This window comes from Microbulbifer maximicatervae (SeqCode) (assembly GCF_052468155.1).
In genome coordinates, this window is record NZ_CP174335.1 from 2676974 (window position 1) to 2692806 (window position 15833).

Annotated in this window: 7 protein-coding genes; 4 read left to right on the forward strand and 3 right to left on the reverse strand. The window is 46.4% G+C overall.

What is annotated here, in order from left to right; all coding sequences use genetic code 11:
* Window positions 1-117: 117 nt before the first annotated feature.
* The gene (locus tag ACJJIY_RS11545; RefSeq protein ID WP_445357951.1) at window positions 118-3108 is read right to left on the reverse strand and encodes an intermembrane phospholipid transport protein YdbH family protein; all 2991 of its coding nucleotides are present in this window, start codon (window positions 3106-3108) and stop codon (window positions 118-120) included.
* A gap of 517 nt (window positions 3109-3625) precedes the next feature.
* On the opposite strand from ACJJIY_RS11545, the gene pepN reads away from it, so the two are divergent.
* On the forward strand, window positions 3626-6256 hold the full coding sequence (pepN, locus tag ACJJIY_RS11550; RefSeq protein WP_445357952.1) for an aminopeptidase N: 2631 nt from the start codon (window positions 3626-3628) through the stop codon (window positions 6254-6256).
* 42 nt (window positions 6257-6298) lie between these two features.
* Here the strand turns inward: pepN and ACJJIY_RS11555 are convergent, their stop codons facing one another.
* Window positions 6299-6847, reverse strand: a complete 549-nt coding sequence (locus tag ACJJIY_RS11555) for a histidine phosphatase family protein (protein ID WP_444905983.1) — start codon at window positions 6845-6847, stop codon at window positions 6299-6301.
* Between the two features lie 10 nt (window positions 6848-6857).
* A complete protein-coding gene (locus ACJJIY_RS11560) occupies window positions 6858-8417 on the reverse strand; it encodes a carboxylesterase/lipase family protein (protein ID WP_444905982.1) in 1560 nt (519 codons plus the stop codon).
* 275 nt (window positions 8418-8692) lie between these two features.
* Between ACJJIY_RS11560 and ACJJIY_RS11565 the strand changes: the two genes are divergently transcribed.
* From ACJJIY_RS11565 to ACJJIY_RS11575, 3 genes are all read left to right on the forward strand, one after another.
* Window positions 8693-12055 (forward strand): BapA/Bap/LapF family prefix-like domain-containing protein, encoded by a 3363-nt coding sequence (locus tag ACJJIY_RS11565; RefSeq protein ID WP_445357953.1) that lies wholly within the window; start codon window positions 8693-8695, stop codon window positions 12053-12055.
* A gap of 144 nt (window positions 12056-12199) precedes the next feature.
* Entirely contained in the window at window positions 12200-13630 is a 1431-nt protein-coding gene (locus ACJJIY_RS11570; protein WP_444898134.1) for a TolC family outer membrane protein, read from the forward strand.
* Window positions 13627-15825: a type I secretion system permease/ATPase gene (locus ACJJIY_RS11575; protein ID WP_444898133.1), complete on the forward strand. Its 2199-nt coding sequence runs from the start codon at window positions 13627-13629 to the stop codon at window positions 15823-15825. The genes ACJJIY_RS11570 and ACJJIY_RS11575 overlap by 4 nt, the downstream gene beginning before the upstream one ends.
* Window positions 15826-15833 lie beyond the last annotated feature (8 nt).

Below are 15833 nucleotides of genomic sequence, written 5' to 3' on the forward strand. Positions count from 1 at the left end.
CCTGGTTCAGCAGGTGAGTTGGATGCCGGCAGACTCAAGTATTTTATTGAGTCAACCTTAACCGGTGATGAACCAAGCAGGCTTGTACATACCAATAAAGGCTACTTCACTCCTGACCTATTGGTCCAGCTGCTTTTCCAGAGTTTCAGTCAAATCACGACTGGCTTGCAATGAGCGCAGCATGTCTGGGATATTGTTTTCAAGGTTTAGGTTGATCACCAGGTCTCGATCAGAATCGATAGCCTCACTTCGACCAACCAGCTTTAGCTGTAGTTGGAGATCTCCGCTGGCTGGATAGTCTATGCTGCCTTCCAGTGTTTGAAACTCATAATCTTCCAGTGCATTGGCTATCAACTTAAGTTGGGGGTTGCTTGCCAGCATCTGCGGAGAAAAGGCTCCGTAGTAGCGTAAGCGTCCGCCTGGAGCTTCACCCTGAAGGTGACCGGCTTCCACAGTGATACCCTCAGGCCCCGTTACAATGGGGATTTCTAAATTAATTAGCCCGCTGGCCTCAAAGTTCTCTGAGTTTGTCTCCAGTGCTAAAGCCTCCAGGGAAATACCTTGTGCATGTACAATGCTTTTTCGAGTCTCTTCAGCGAGATTCCAAATAAGGGCTGATGAAGTAACCTTGCCTTGCAAAAAGTCAGCAGAAAAATTATGCAATGTAATATCTTTCTGTTTATCCAGTTGCAGTGATAACTGGATATTTTTCACTGGTAAACCCGCGTTAATAGATTCTATCGATAGTGGGTATGGTGTAGGTGTGATCCAGTGCCCATCTTCGTTTTCTACTTTTAGATCTCCACTGATTCCGGTGGCAAAACTATCCTTATAGGTTGCTGCAATATCGTCCAATGAAACATGGATACTATCTTTGGACCGGGGGGGCAAAGACACAGAACCACCGGCAGAAAGTCTGCCCGAGACGATATTGAGGGGAAGCCCCTGGATCGTATCGTTTAGAGAGGGATCCGTACTAAAGGTAACTTCAGGAACGGAAAATTCAACTCCACCTGAGGATTTTGATAAGTCGTAAGAGCCGCTTAAATCAATTTTAATTGCACCTGCTTTAATTTGACTATGACTTGTTAGCTTATTGTGTTGCAGGGATAGCTTGCCTTTGGCTGAAGAGTTAACCTTGTACTTTTCCGATGTCTCAATCTCTAAATTGTTACTATTAAATTCACTGTCCAGCGCTGCAGCACCATTTTTGATGGTAACAATACTATCAAGAAAGTTGAGGTCTCCAGAAAGGGAAAATTGCTTGGTGTTGATAATTCCAAACTGACTGCTTATTTCTGGGAGAGTGCAGATTGTAGGTTCTGTTATTTCGCAGTGTACTGTTGGTATATCTAAGTTTACTCTGTCAGCCGCCAATGTTTTGGTTGCTATTTTTTCTCCAGATACTTTAATGCTCTCTAGAGTAAAGTTTTGACCTTTAAGATTGCTTTCAATCTTTGCCTTGGCCGTTGAACTCAGATTGGTAACTGCTAATTCTCTGGCCCGCTCATAAAGTTGGGGTACCTTTGTCTTCAGCTCAAAGTTACAGGCACTGATATCAGAGAAGTGACATTGTATGCCGCTAGCGGTTAACTGTACTGTCGAGTCCCTATTGGAGCCTTGTATTGTTGCAGTTAGAGATCCTTGTTCGACCTTAATATCTCTTTTGTTGGGATTGGTCAGGTCACCTGTAATGGAGATAAGATCTTTAATGCTTGCCTGAATCTTGCTCTGATGCAATCCGGTAGTAATTAAAGGCGAGTTTTTTCCTGATGTGGGAGCTGAAATATCCAATTGAATAGTTTGGTTTGGTATCAATTCTAATTGAAAGCTATTTACTTCTGGAGAGTTAATATTGTTAAGCGAACTTAGTTGAAGTTTACCCTTAAATGCCACATCTCCATTAACACTATCTATAGGTAGTGCTGGCAAGTGCCTGAGATATAGGGGGGAATTAACTATAGTATTTGCACTTGTTAGATGAAAAGTACCTTCGATATCTAATTCGGGAGATGTCGCCGATGTGCTCGAGCTAAAGTCCGCACTTAATAGCGGGGTATTGGTGTTTTTATCAGTACCTAAAGCTATATCAAACTCGCCACTCCCCTTGATATGTCGAGGTTTAAATGGAAATAGTGAGTCAAGTGTTATTTTTATTGGATTACTTATAGATAATTGGGCTTCTATATTGGAGTTTAGTTGAGCGTATGGGATTGTGGTCTTTAGATCATTGCCATTAAGTTGAATGTCAATTTCTCGGTAGCTTGAAATGGATAGCAGATTGTCTGGCAAGCTAATCGCGGTGGTAGCTATAATTTTGCCTGATACTGTCGGCTTAGTTGTAGAGCTAGCTTTAGGTTCAAATATCTCTATCAGTGGGGCTATAGATTCCAGCTCTGATACAAGTTCACTGTTTAAAACCCATCTATCAGTTTCTAGTTTAGCAATAGTTATATCAGCTTCAGACAGAAGCTTTGAGTTGTTAGTTAGTATTCTGGGTTTTAGTTTGATTTCTGACAAACCTAAAAAAGCCTCAAAATATAAATTAAGCTCGCCAAACTGGGGGTGTTTAAGGGGAGTTTCGGCATGAATTTTTGTGTTGTCGCGAGCTATATTTAGTGGGCCGCCAATCAATTGGTCATCGAGTACTATTTGCTTAACGGATATCTTGCCTGGCAAAAAGCGGGTTAGACTTTGGCTTAGGGCACTTAACGATAATGTATTACTTGTCTTGACATTATTTTCCGGGAGCTGCTCGTCGATATGGGCTTTGGTAACGATATCTTCAGCTTCCATGCTCCTGGTTAGCTTCTCTATTGATAGTTCAATTTTTTGAGTATTATCTCGGTCATAAATAATATGGAAAGGATAGACAATTTTTACTCCCTCAAGGAGGATAATGCTATTTACACTGGACTTTAGGCGAACTTCCTGGATCGAAACTTCTTTAAAACCCAGTTGTAGACCTGTCAGCTCCTGAATAACTACCTCTCCTGAGAAAATATTGATTAGCTGAGAAGCAACGATATCCTTTTTCCACCAGCTAGCTGCTATGAGCGCAGCTAAAAAACAAGATAGGGTTATGATGGATATACGGAGTTTACGCACACTGAACCTCGGAGTTCCCGCAAGAGATTAGCTCAAAATTAAATCTATTATTTGTTACAGAAGGGTGGAGTAGGAATACTTTAATCCCTTACTTCTACCTTATGGCGAGTTTACCAGATTGGATAATTATACTTGCTGCAATTTCTCGCCATGTTGATGAGTATCTACTGTGCTGTGGGGTGGGGCAGACAATAAGTGCTTTATGTAGATAGATAATCGACTATTAATTAATAGTTTTTATCTATATTAATGGCTATATTGATAGTTTTTAGCTTCTCCGCCGCTGTTGCCGCCACGCCTGTGTAGGCAGATGTGCCAAGAGTGCCGGTGGGCAAGGCTGCAAGGGCAAGTATTAATCTAACTTATCTATGCGTGGCACCAATCGCGCTGGGAAGCTATAGTCCGGTTTTTAACTTGGGTGATAAATAGTATTAGCCCGGGTAACGATATTGTTGGTCCAATTAATCGAATTCATACTGCCCCGGAAGGGCATAGAACGACTGAAGGTGTTTCAATAATGAAAGATAGCCAGCCAAAGACCATTTACCTGAAAGACTATCAAGTACCAGATTACTTGGTGGATGCTACTGATTTACATTTTGAGCTGGAACCCAAGGCAACTTTGGTCAAATCTCGTTTGAATATTCGCAGAAATCCGCAAGCGGGTGCAGGGCTGCCGCCTTTAGTGCTGGATGGTGTCGAGCTGGAATTACTTTCGGTTTCTTTGGATGGAGTTTTGTTGTCTACATCTGATTATCAGGTTCTACCTGAGGGCCTGTCTATCCCTGTAGAGAAACCAGAATTTCTGCTGGAAATCCGCAATCGGATAAATCCGGAGGAAAACACATCTCTAGAGGGATTATATCTCTCTAATGGTATGTATTGCACTCAATGTGAAGCTGAAGGATTTAGAAAAATTACTTTCTATCCTGACCGGCCGGATGTTATGTCCAAATTTACCACCACCATCGTCGCGCCGATGGACCACCCGGTACTACTTTCCAACGGCAATGAAATTGAGAAAGGTAGATATGAAGATGGTCGTCAGTTTGTAACTTGGGGAGATCCATTTGCCAAGCCGGCTTATTTATTTGCGTTGGTAGCGGGGGACTTGGAGCATGTGGAAGATAGCTTCACAACAGCCTCTGGTAGAAAGGTTAAGTTACAGATCTTTACGGAAGCGAAAAATATTGGGAAGTGTGATCATGCTATGCACTCCCTTAAAAATGCGATGCGTTGGGATGAGGAAACTTACGGAAGGGAATATGACCTAGATATCTTTATGGTTGTTGCTGTTGATCATTTCAATATGGGGGCTATGGAAAACAAAGGATTGAATATTTTCAATTCGGCCTGCGTGCTCGCTAGCCCAGAAACAGCGACGGATTCAGCTTTTCAGCGGATCGAGTCTATTGTAGGGCATGAGTACTTCCACAATTGGTCCGGTAATCGGGTCACCTGCCGGGATTGGTTTCAGTTGAGTCTGAAGGAAGGTTTTACTGTATTTCGTGATGCGGAGTTCTCTGCTGACCTTAATTCCCGAGCGGTTAAGCGTATTGAAGATGTATCCCTTTTGCGTACTACCCAGTTTGCTGAAGATGCCGGCCCTATGGCCCATCCTATCAGGCCAGATTCTTATATAGAAATTTCAAACTTTTACACTCTGACAATTTATGAAAAGGGTGCGGAAGTTGTACGGATGATTCATACACTCTTAGGTGAAGAAGGATTCCGCAAAGGAAGTGACTTGTACTTTCAGCGGCACGATGGCTGCGCGGTAACCTGTGAAGATTTCGTCAAGGCGATGGAAGATGCTAACAAGGTTGAACTGAAGCAATTCCGCAACTGGTATAGCCAAGCAGGCACGCCGATACTTGATGTGACAGATAGCTTTAATGAAACTGATGGCACTTATAGGCTAACTATTCGCCAGTCTTGCCCTTCATCGCCACGTCAGGAAGAGAAGTTACCTTTCCACTTACCAATAAGAATTGGATTGCTGGGGGCTGATGGCACAGAGCTTGTGCTCAATGAGCAGGGTGATACTGAAACTGTTTTACAGTTAACAGAAGATGAGCAATCTTTTGAGTTTTCCGGACTTACGGAGAAGCCTTTACCCTCATTGCTGCGGGGCTTCTCTGCTCCAGTAAAAATAAAGTACAACTATAGTAATGAGCAGCTTCAGTTTTTAATGAGAAAGGATAAGGACACGTTTAACCGCTGGGATGCAAGTCAGCGCCTAGCATTAAATGCTTTGTATGAGCTTCAGGTGGCTTTTCGTAAAGGTGAGGAACTACAGGTACAATCAAGTTTAATCAGTGCTTATAAAGAGGTTTTACAGGATGTTGATCTCGATCTAGCGCTGGTTGCAGAGATCTTGCAGTTGCCCAGTGAGCAGTTTATCGCTGAAGAGTCATCATTTATTGATGCGGAAGCAATAATTGTTGCGAGGGATTTTGTAAGGAAGGTAATTGCAGGTGAATTATTTGATGAATTTCGCAAGCGCTATCTAGAATTGAATACGACAAAGCCCTATAGCCCGAATGCGTTAGATGTTGCGCAAAGACGACTCAAAAATACCTGTTTATCCTATATGTGCATAACAGAAACTGAGGAGGCCTTAAATATAGCCCAGATTCAGTTTGAGAGCGCTAGTAATATGACAGATAGTGCGGCGGCTCTCGCTGTTATTATTAATCATGCACCGGAAGACCGAGCCAGGGGGTTGATTGAGCAATTTTATGAGCGCTGGAAAACCGATACTCAAGTCGTAGAACTATGGCTGAGCCAGCAGAGTTGTAGTCCCAAGCGCGGTACATTGGAAAATATTCGTGCACTTATGGATCACCCTGCTTTTGAAATGAAAAACCCCAATAAAGTAAGGTCTGTAATAGGTGGTTTTGCTAATCGTAATTTTAAGCAATTCCATAAGAGCGATGGTAGCGGGTTTGAGTTTGTTGCCGATCAGGTTCTGGCCTTGGACAAGCTAAATCCACAAATTTCAGCAAGGCTGGTTATACCGATCACACGTTGGAAAAAATACTCTGGTAGCCTGGGTGAGAAGATGAAAGTTGCCCTGCAAAGGGTTGCTGATTCGGGAGACCTATCTAAGGATTTGTTTGAGGTGGTCAGCAAAAGCTTGATTTAAAATAAATACCTGCTTGGGGTATGCTGCACATACCCCATTTTTTTATAGGATTTTGTTAACTTTTTCTTCGCCTAGCTGAACTAAATGTAGCTTGTTCCCATCATTTTTTAGCTCAGTGATTGAAGTGTAATCGGGCCTAAACTGTTGTACTTTTTGGTGGTTTCGGATATGTGCAACAACTGAATTGATGACCATAAAATGGCAGAAGATAAAGGTGTCCTCTGAAAGACTTTCCAAATACCGGATTATTCCCTCGCGCCAGTCTTTTTGTTCTCTGTCGCAGGGGTCCCACTCTCCAGTAAGTAATGTTCGTAACCAGGTTAGGCGTTGAGCTTTGGGTATTTCTTCTGGTGTAGGTATTTCCGTCACTGCATTTTCAATTACAACCTCTATATCCCAAACTTCGGCCAAAGGCTTTGCTGTTTGCTGTGCACGGAGTTTGGGGCTGCTGATTAATTGAACTTTCTCAAGAGAGGAAAGTTTTAGGGCTAGCTCTTCTGCCTGCTTGTAACCTTCGTCTGTGAGTATTGGGTCGGGGATGTGCTCCCCTTTCGCTGCTTCTCCATGCCTGATTAAAAAAATTCTTGCCATCTATGCCAACCTAAAGATAACCATTCAAACTATCGTCGGGTATATGTTGCCATAAACTGAGAAGCTCTGGTGAGTTAAACGCTCTGGCTGAGGGATGATTGCCAAATCGCTTACTGTGTTTTCCTGAAAACTCTGGCCAATCATTGCCGGGGTTCCCTGTTTCAGCAAAATTCAGCCAAGCTTGTTGCATTGAGGCACTTAATAAATGGGGGTTTTCTTCAGCACCATATAGTGTTTTCAAGGAGTGATCGCTATGGGTTCCAAATACATAGCCAAGCTCAACGGCGTGACAAGCCCCTAGCAATGGCTGTGCTGCGAGAGGTTGTGCAAAGTGATAGTGATAGTTTTCCCCCTGATGACTTTGTAGGTGTCTCAGCCCAGGCAAGGTGAATACCATATCAGTGAGCAAAAGGTTCCAGGCTCGGCTCCACTCTGGCCAGGGGTTGTCTGTCATTTTTTTTGCTAGTTGATAGTAATGTCTGAGTAGGGGCTTTAGCTCGGATTCTGAGATAAGCCATTCCAGATGAGTGCATATTTGCCGGTAGTCCATGTTAAAGCTTTCAGGGTTTATCGCGCTAAAGAGATTCCATTCCTCCAAATTGTTCCCTAACAAAAGGGATGTTTGGTGTGTCGGGGAGAGCTTCTTTTCAGGGGAAAAAAGTTCCCTGTCTGCGACAGGTTTAAATGGCAGTTGCCCCCATTTTGCTGTCATCGACGTGTCAGATAGTATTGCTTTTTGGGTTTTCAGAAGAAGTTTGGTTGGACAATTTTGTAGTGAGATGCCACCAGAGATTTTTTCATATTGTTGAATGAAAGTCTTACCAACATGGTTAGCGCTTTGCAGGGAGTGGGAGGCTCTTGGGTGCCCACTCTGGACAATTGCACGGCGTATAAGACCTTTACATTGTGGAGTTTCAAGTAAGGAGGCAATACTCATTGCCCCAGCTGATTCACCGAAAAGAGTGATATTGTTTGGATCTCCGCCAAATGCTGAGATATTTTTTTGAACCCATTGTAGGGCGGCTATTTGATCTAAAAGCCCTTCATTGCCGGTTGATGGTATATCACTAATATCCTTTAGACGTAGAAATCCCAGTGCGCCTAAACGGTAGTTTATAGTGACAACAATTGTCCGACCGCTAGCTGCTAAGTATTTACCATTGTAAATTTCTTGGCATCCTGATCCCATGTAAAAAGAGCCGCCATGAACCCAAAACATTACTGGCAGCTTTTTTCCTTGCGACATTGCGGGAGAAAATACATTCAAATAGAGGCATTCCTCCCTTTCAGGAAGATTCCCGTTTTGATCTCGAACTTCCATTAGGGCGGATGAGTTTTGCGCTGCTGGTGAACCAAAGCTATGCGCTTGGAAAGGATTTTTCCAGGGGTCTAACTCTTGCGGTGGTAGCCAACGTAAATTCCCTACAGGAGGGAGAGCGTAGGGAATACCCAAGAATTTATATACGCCAGTTTCCTCATCTGTGGTTCCGATGATTGGCCCGGCAGGCGTATCAACAACGGGGGTAGGTTTTTTGTTTAAGTGCCTGCCAATTTCCGGGTCTGTAGTCATTTGTAACTTCCTAATCTTGCTGAAGTTAGCACGAAAACTGTTTTTCTCCTGCCGCTGCCTAACTCCTCCTTGAAAACGTTTTGAATTACGTCCATACAAAAGTAGTGCGCGTAAAAACGTACTGGCGTAATTGTTTTTTTATGGAGGGAAATTAGTAAGGCTATGTATTAGTGAATCTAGTCACGGATGGGCTCAAAGTGGGGTATTTTCCGTCTTTAAGCTCAGGCCATGAACTGTGTATTTAGGAAGTTGCACCGTTTGAAGTTGGTGAGAGCATGATTGCGAAAATCTTTGACAAATCCACGGGCTCAATCGACGAGCGATCACTGGAGGGGCTATCTTTGACCTCTCCTGGTCTTGTCGAAATGCCCGCAGATCCTGAGGATATTGCGTCTTTTTCCAAGGACGGATTAGACCTCGTTATTGTTTTAAAATCCGGCCAGATCGTCATTGTTTCAGGGTTTTACCTGTTAGATGAAGATGGCGAGCACAGTGAGCTAGTGCTAACAGGGGCTGGAGAGCCTCTTATGTTAGCTTCTAATGGAGATTTAATCTCTGCCTTTGCTGCGGCTGGTGGCGCTTCTTATCCAGCACCAGCACCAGTCGATCCGGGTATTTCTTGGTGGATTCCTGCATTAATTGCACTTGGAGTTGTTGTTATCGCTGTAGCGGCTAGCGATAACGATGATGACAATCGCGATCAATTTTTTATTCCTGACTCTGATGCTGATGCTGATGCTGATGCTGATGCTGATGCTGATGCTGATGCTGATGCTGATGCTGATGCTGATGCTGATGCTGATGCTGATGCTGATGCTGATGCTGATGCTGATGCTGATGCTGATGCTGATGCTGATGCTGATGCTGATGCTGATGCTGATGCTGATGCTGATGCTGATGCTGATGCTGATGCTGATGCTGATGCTGATGCTGATGCTGATGCTGATGCTGATGCTGATGCTGATGCTGATGCTGATGCTGATGCTGATGCTGATGCTGATGCCGATGCCGATGCCGATGCCGATGCCGATGCCGACGCGGATGCTGATGCCGACGCAGATGCCGATGCCGATGCCGATGCCGATGCCGATGCCGACGCCGACGCCGACGCCGACGCTGATGCCGATGCCGATGCCGATGCCGATGCCGATGCCGATGCCGACGCAGATGCGGATGCCGACGCGGATGCCGACGCGGATGCCGACGCTGATGCCGACGCGGATGCCGATGCCGATGCTGACGCGGATGCCGATGCCGATGCCGATGCCGATGCCGATGCCGATGCCGATGCCGATGCCGACGCAGATGCTGATGCGGATGCCGACGCGGATGCCGATGCCGATGCCGACGCGGATGCCGACGCGGATGCGGATGCCGATGCTGATGCTGATGCAGATGCCGATGCCGATGCCGATGCCGATGCCGATGCCGACGCCGACGCCGACGCCGACGCCGACGCCGACGCTGATGCCGATGCCGATGCCGATGCCGATGCCGATGCCGATGCCGATGCCGATGCCGACGCAGATGCGGATGCCGACGCGGATGCCGACGCTGATGCCGACGCTGACGCTGACGCTGACGCTGACGCGGATGCGGATGCGGATGCCGACGCAGATGCAGATGCTGATGCCGATGCCGATGCCGATGCCGATGCCGATGCCGATGCCGATGCCGACGCGGATGCCGACGCAGATGCCGATGCCGATGCCGACGCCGACGCCGACGCCGACGCTGATGCCGATGCCGATGCCGATGCCGATGCCGATGCCGATGCCGACGCAGATGCGGATGCCGACGCAGATGCCGACGCAGATGCCGACGCGGATGCAGATGCCGACGCAGATGCCGATGCCGATGCCGATGCCGACGCGGATGCCGACGCGGATGCCGACGCGGATGCCGACGCTGATGCCGACGCTGACGCTGACGCTGACGCTGACGCTGACGCGGATGCGGATGCGGATGCCGACGCAGATGCAGATGCTGATGCCGATGCCGATGCCGATGCCGACGCGGATGCCGACGCAGATGCCGATGCCGACGCCGACGCCGACGCCGACGCCGACGCCGACGCCGACGCTGATGCCGATGCCGATGCCGATGCCGATGCCGACGCAGATGCGGATGCCGACGCGGATGCCGATGCCGATGCCGATGCCGATGCCGACGCAGATGCGGATGCCGACGCGGATGCCGACGCGGATGCCGACGCTGACGCGGATGCGGATGCCGACGCAGATGCAGATGCTGATGCCGATGCCGATGCCGATGCCGATGCCGATGCCGATGCCGATGCCGATGCCGATGCCGATGCCGACGCGGATGCCGATGCGGATGCGGATGCCGACGCGGATGCCGACGCTGACGCGGATGCGGATGCGGATGCCGACGCAGATGCCGATGCCGACGCCGACGCCGATGCCGACGCTGATGCGGATGCCGATGCTGACGCCGATGCCGACGCCGATGCCGATGCCGACGCGGATGCCGATGCCGATGCCGACGCCGACGCCGACGCCGACGCGGATGCAGATGCGGATGCAGATGCCGACGCCGATGCCGATGCCGATGCCGATGCAGATGCCGACGCTGATGCTGATGCGGATGCGGATGCGGATGCGGATGCGGATGCGGATGCGGATGCCGACGCCGATGCGGATGCCGATGCGGATGCGGACGCCGATGCCGATGCGGATGCGGATGCGGATGCCGACGCTGATGCCGATGCCGATGCCGACGCGGATGCCGACGTAGATATCGACATAAATATTGATATCGACATTGATATTGATATCGACGTTGACATCATCATTATCAATATCGGACATCATCCGCACGAGCAGAGCGCACTTCATGGAAGTGATGTAGCGACTCTGGGTGGCGACGGAGATATTTTGGCAGATCCGCCGTTATTCACTTGGGAACCGGACGGAGATGCTGATGCAGATGCAGATGCAGATGCTGATGCAGATGCTGATGCTGATGCAGATGCAGATGCCGATGCCGATGCCGATGCCGATGCCGATGCCGATGCCGACGCTGATGCCGATGTGGATATCGACATAAATATTGATATCGACATCGATATCGATATCGACGTTGATATCATCATTATCAATATTGGAAGGGACTACCAAGAGCCAGATGCGCTCCCAGATGAAGGTGTCGCTTTCATGGTTGAAAGTATTGGAATGCCAACAGATGAGATATTTGTTTGGGATTCTGACGCGGATGCCGATGCCGATGCCGATGCCGATGCCGATGCCGATGCCGATGCCGATACTAGCGTTGACATTGATATCAACATCGACATTTCAGTTGATATCGATATTGATATTGACATTACCATCATCAATATTGGATCAGATGTGGCAATGGACTCTGACGGCATATTGGATGTTGGTACTGCAACTGTGCCTGGTATTGACATGCTGGGTAGTGGCTCTGACTTGACTCTTGATGATCTATTCGAATCTGTGGGTAGCGATACTCAAATATTCGAGTCTGCTGGAGAGGTGGCTGGCGTAGATACGAGCCAAATTTCTAGTGGAGTAATGGATTCGATGGAGATGTCGGCAGCAATTGACGACACTATCGGAGATATGTGGCAACAAAACAGCTTGAGCGACACTTAGATCTGAAAGCGAAAAATTAACTTAAGTACCGGGCCGTAAGGCCCGGTTTTTTTTGGCTAGACTTTTGTGGCCACTCTACAGAATTTATGTAATTAGATGTTAATAGAGTGTTTAACCTCCCGGTAATTATTGAAAGTGAATATAGTGGAAGTGTTTAAACAGAAAATGAAAATATCATTTGTGTTGACTCTGGTGTTTTGGTCAATCACAGGTGACGCCGATATATTAATTTCTACCCGTTCCTCTGAAGTAATTAGCCCAAGAAGCATGGAAGTAGAGGCTTATGATTCATTAAAAAAGTTTTCCTTTAGGGAGTATGAGGAAGGTATAAAGCGAACTGAATTCAATATGCTTGAAGTGGTGCACCAAGCCGTCGGTTGGCATCCATTAATTGCAGAAGCCGTTGGGAATCTCTATCAGCAGAGGCAAGGCGTCAAAGCTGCACGATCGGGATATTTTCCTCGATTGAATGCTGGAATTGTGGCCGGGAACGACTCCGAGTACAAAAGCGAAGGTGATGGACACGCGTTCCAGGTGAATATTTCCCAGATGGTTTATGACTTTGGCAAAGTATCTAGCAATGTTGACTTTGCAAAGGCTGGTGTACAAAGGTCTCAGGCTGAAGTTCTCCAATCTATTGACGAAGTTGCAAGGAGAACCGCAAAAGCGGCAATTGAGGTTCAGCGCTATCAGTCTCTCCTTTTAACTTCTGATGCACAAGTTAATGGCGTATCTGCTATTGCTGATCTTGTGCAAATTCGAAAGGAGCGTGGAGTTAGTTCCCGCTCAGATGTGTTACAGGCGCAATCAAGAGTTGATGCTGCACAGGCATCTAAACAGCAAGTAGAAGCTTTGTTACGCCGATGGCGTACCACTTTACAGAATCTCACTGGATTCCAATCTCCATTTCGGGTGGCTATGTATGTTCCTGAGGACGTCGCACAAGCATGTGATGTCCAGTCTTTTGATTTGTCGTCAGTACCAGATGTACTTATTGCTGCCGCATCTAGAGCTGAAGCTGAAGCACAGCTTAAATCGGCAAAAGCAAATGCATGGCCAACCTTAACCCTTGATGGAAATGTGAATCAGTACTTGGATCAAAACTATGTTGATGCCAATGCACTTGATAGTAATGAGAAGGCGATTTTCTTTAATGTTTCCATGCCTATTTATCAAGGTGGAAAGATATCTGCCGGAAGAGAGGGGGCGAGTTATGCCTTGCTGTCGGCTGATGCGGCGAGAGACTCGGCACAATTATTTGTAACCCAAAAATATCGTGAGGCACAAGAAGAAGCTGAAGGGTTAATGCGTAGTTTGAGTTCGCTTAGCGCTAGGGAGAGCGCTATAGCTGAAACAAGGGATCTATATAAACAGCAGTATTCCACTCTAGGCACGCGGACTCTAATTGATTTGCTAAATTCAGAACAGGAGCTACACATTGCCCGCCGAGAAAAAAATAATACGATTTTTGATTTGCACCTTCTAAAAATAGATTGTCTACATAGTCGTGGTGGTTTGCGCGAGGCATTTAAACTGGATGGAACCGAGATTCAGGGTGTGGAGGTGTTGCCTTGAATGGAAGCCAATTAGATATTGCGGGTGAAATTGAAAAGCCATTTTCCAGCTCTAAAAATAATGCCGCTAACGTTACTCCTTGGTGTGAGGCAATAATTTCTATTGCTCGACATTATCGAATTGATTGCTCTTATGAAAGGGTCCGAATAGCTGGGAATTGGGGGGGATATAACTCTATAGAAAGCGTTGTTAGGCAGATGGCGCGACAGGCCGGGCTTACGGCAACATTCAGCTCGTTCAATGAGTCTGCGATCAATTCGTGGCGTTTGCCCATTGTTGCCCAATTGGTGGATGGTCAGTTAGTTGTTGTAGAGTCTGTATCTAAAGATATGGAACTGAGTGTTATCTACTGTGGCGATAAAGGTCTAAAGAGTACAGTACATCTGGACGATTTAAAAAATAATGTTCTGAACCTGGCTATATTTCGTCCCAGGAGAACGGCAACAGACTCTCGTATAGATGACTATGTTAAGACTGAAGACAAGCATTGGTTTCGCCGGATTATCCTTAGGGATTTGAAACCCTATTTTCATGTGATGATTGCCACAACAATTGCAAATTCTCTAGCACTAGCTGGAATTGTTTTTTCAAAACAGGTCTATGACAGAGTCATTCCAGCTGAGTCTTTTCCTACCCTTTACGTTCTATTTAGCGGTGTTGTAGTAGCAATTATCTTTGATTTTATTATGCGTACTATGCGAGTCAGGGTAACGGACTTGCTGGGGAAGCGTGCTGATATTCGTATGTCGGATTTGGTTTTTGGGCATGCTATTAGGGTTAAAGATCAAGCCAGACCAAAATCAACCGGTACATTTATCTCTCAGATTAGAGACCTTGAGCGCATAAGAGAATTGTTTACATCTTCCACCGTTTTGGCTCTTGCAGATTTACCTTTTTTTGTACTCTTTCTGTTTGTTATGTGGTGGGTTGCTGGGAGCTTGGCACTAATACCTCTTGTAGCAGTTTTCTTGTTAATTATTCCTGGGTTGCTTCTTCAGCCGAGGCTTGCAAAGTTATCGAAGGAATCTATTAAAGAAGGAGCGCTACGTAATGCAATGCTAATAGAAACGGTTCAAGGGCTGGAAGATATAAAAGCCATGCAGGCGGAACAGCGCTTTCAAGGGCAGTGGAATCATTTCAACGCAGTCACCGCAGATTCCAATCTAAAGCTGCGATATCTGGTTGGTGTTTTACTGAGTTGGACCCATAACGTGCAGTCATCAGTTTTTGCTGTAGTTGTGTTATTTGGAGCTCCGATGGTCATGGCTGGCGACATGACAACGGGCGCACTGGTTGCTGCCTCTATTCTTGGTTCGCGGATGATGTCACCAATGGCAAATATCACCCAGGTTTTAAGCCGCTGGCAGCAAGCCCGGTTTGCGATGAAAGGAATTGATCAGATTATGCAGTTACCGGTTGATAACCCTGAAGATGAAAAGAAAGTGCAGAAGTCCTCGCTTCAAGGAAATTATCACTTTAAACAGTCGGTTTATAACTATGGAGATGATACGTCTGATCCCGCTCTAGTTATTCCTGAATTAAAAATTACTCAAGGTGAACGGATTGCTATATTAGGTCGAAATGGATCCGGTAAGTCAACGTTGCTACATGCACTGTCGGGTTATATTGAGCCCGCTCGTGGTCAGTTACGGTTAGATGATGTCAGCTTGGCTCATATAGATCCCGCTGATGTAAGACGAGATATTTCTCTCCTTAGCCAAAAGACAGGGCTATTCCATGGGACTATTTATGAAAATCTTGTCTTAGGTTCTCCCAATGCCAGCGATGATGAAATTCTCGTCGCACTTAAAATGAGTGGTGCCGAGACTTTTGTGAGTAAGCTCCCGAAAGGCTTGGGATCTATGATTCAAGAAGGTGGCTACGGGCTGTCTGGAGGGCAAAAGCAGTCTCTGCTGATTGCTAGGATTTTATTACGTCAACCAAATGTTCTTTTGCTGGATGAGCCTACTTCAGCACTGGACGAAGCCACTGAGAAAAAATTTATTTGTGCATTATCAGATTGGAGTGTAAACAAAACAGTTGTTATTGCAACTCATAGAACTAGCATCCTTAGCTTTGTAGATCGAATAATTGTGCTGGATAGTGGTCGAGTTGTTCTCGATGAGCCAAAAGAAAAAGCACTCTCTATTCTTTCTCGACGGAAGGATCCTAAGAAGGATGAAGAAGTTTCCTAGAGGTTAGG

Coding starts and splice junctions, on each gene's coding strand:
- pepN (WP_445357952.1), top strand. CDS start 3,626: ATGAAAGATAGCCAGCCAAAGACCATTTACCTGAAAGACTATCAAGTA.
- ACJJIY_RS11555 (WP_444905983.1), bottom strand. CDS start 6,847: ATGGCAAGAATTTTTTTAATCAGGCATGGAGAAGCAGCGAAAGGGGAG.
- ACJJIY_RS11560 (WP_444905982.1), bottom strand. CDS start 8,417: ATGACTACAGACCCGGAAATTGGCAGGCACTTAAACAAAAAACCTACC.
- ACJJIY_RS11565 (WP_445357953.1), top strand. CDS start 8,693: ATGATTGCGAAAATCTTTGACAAATCCACGGGCTCAATCGACGAGCGA.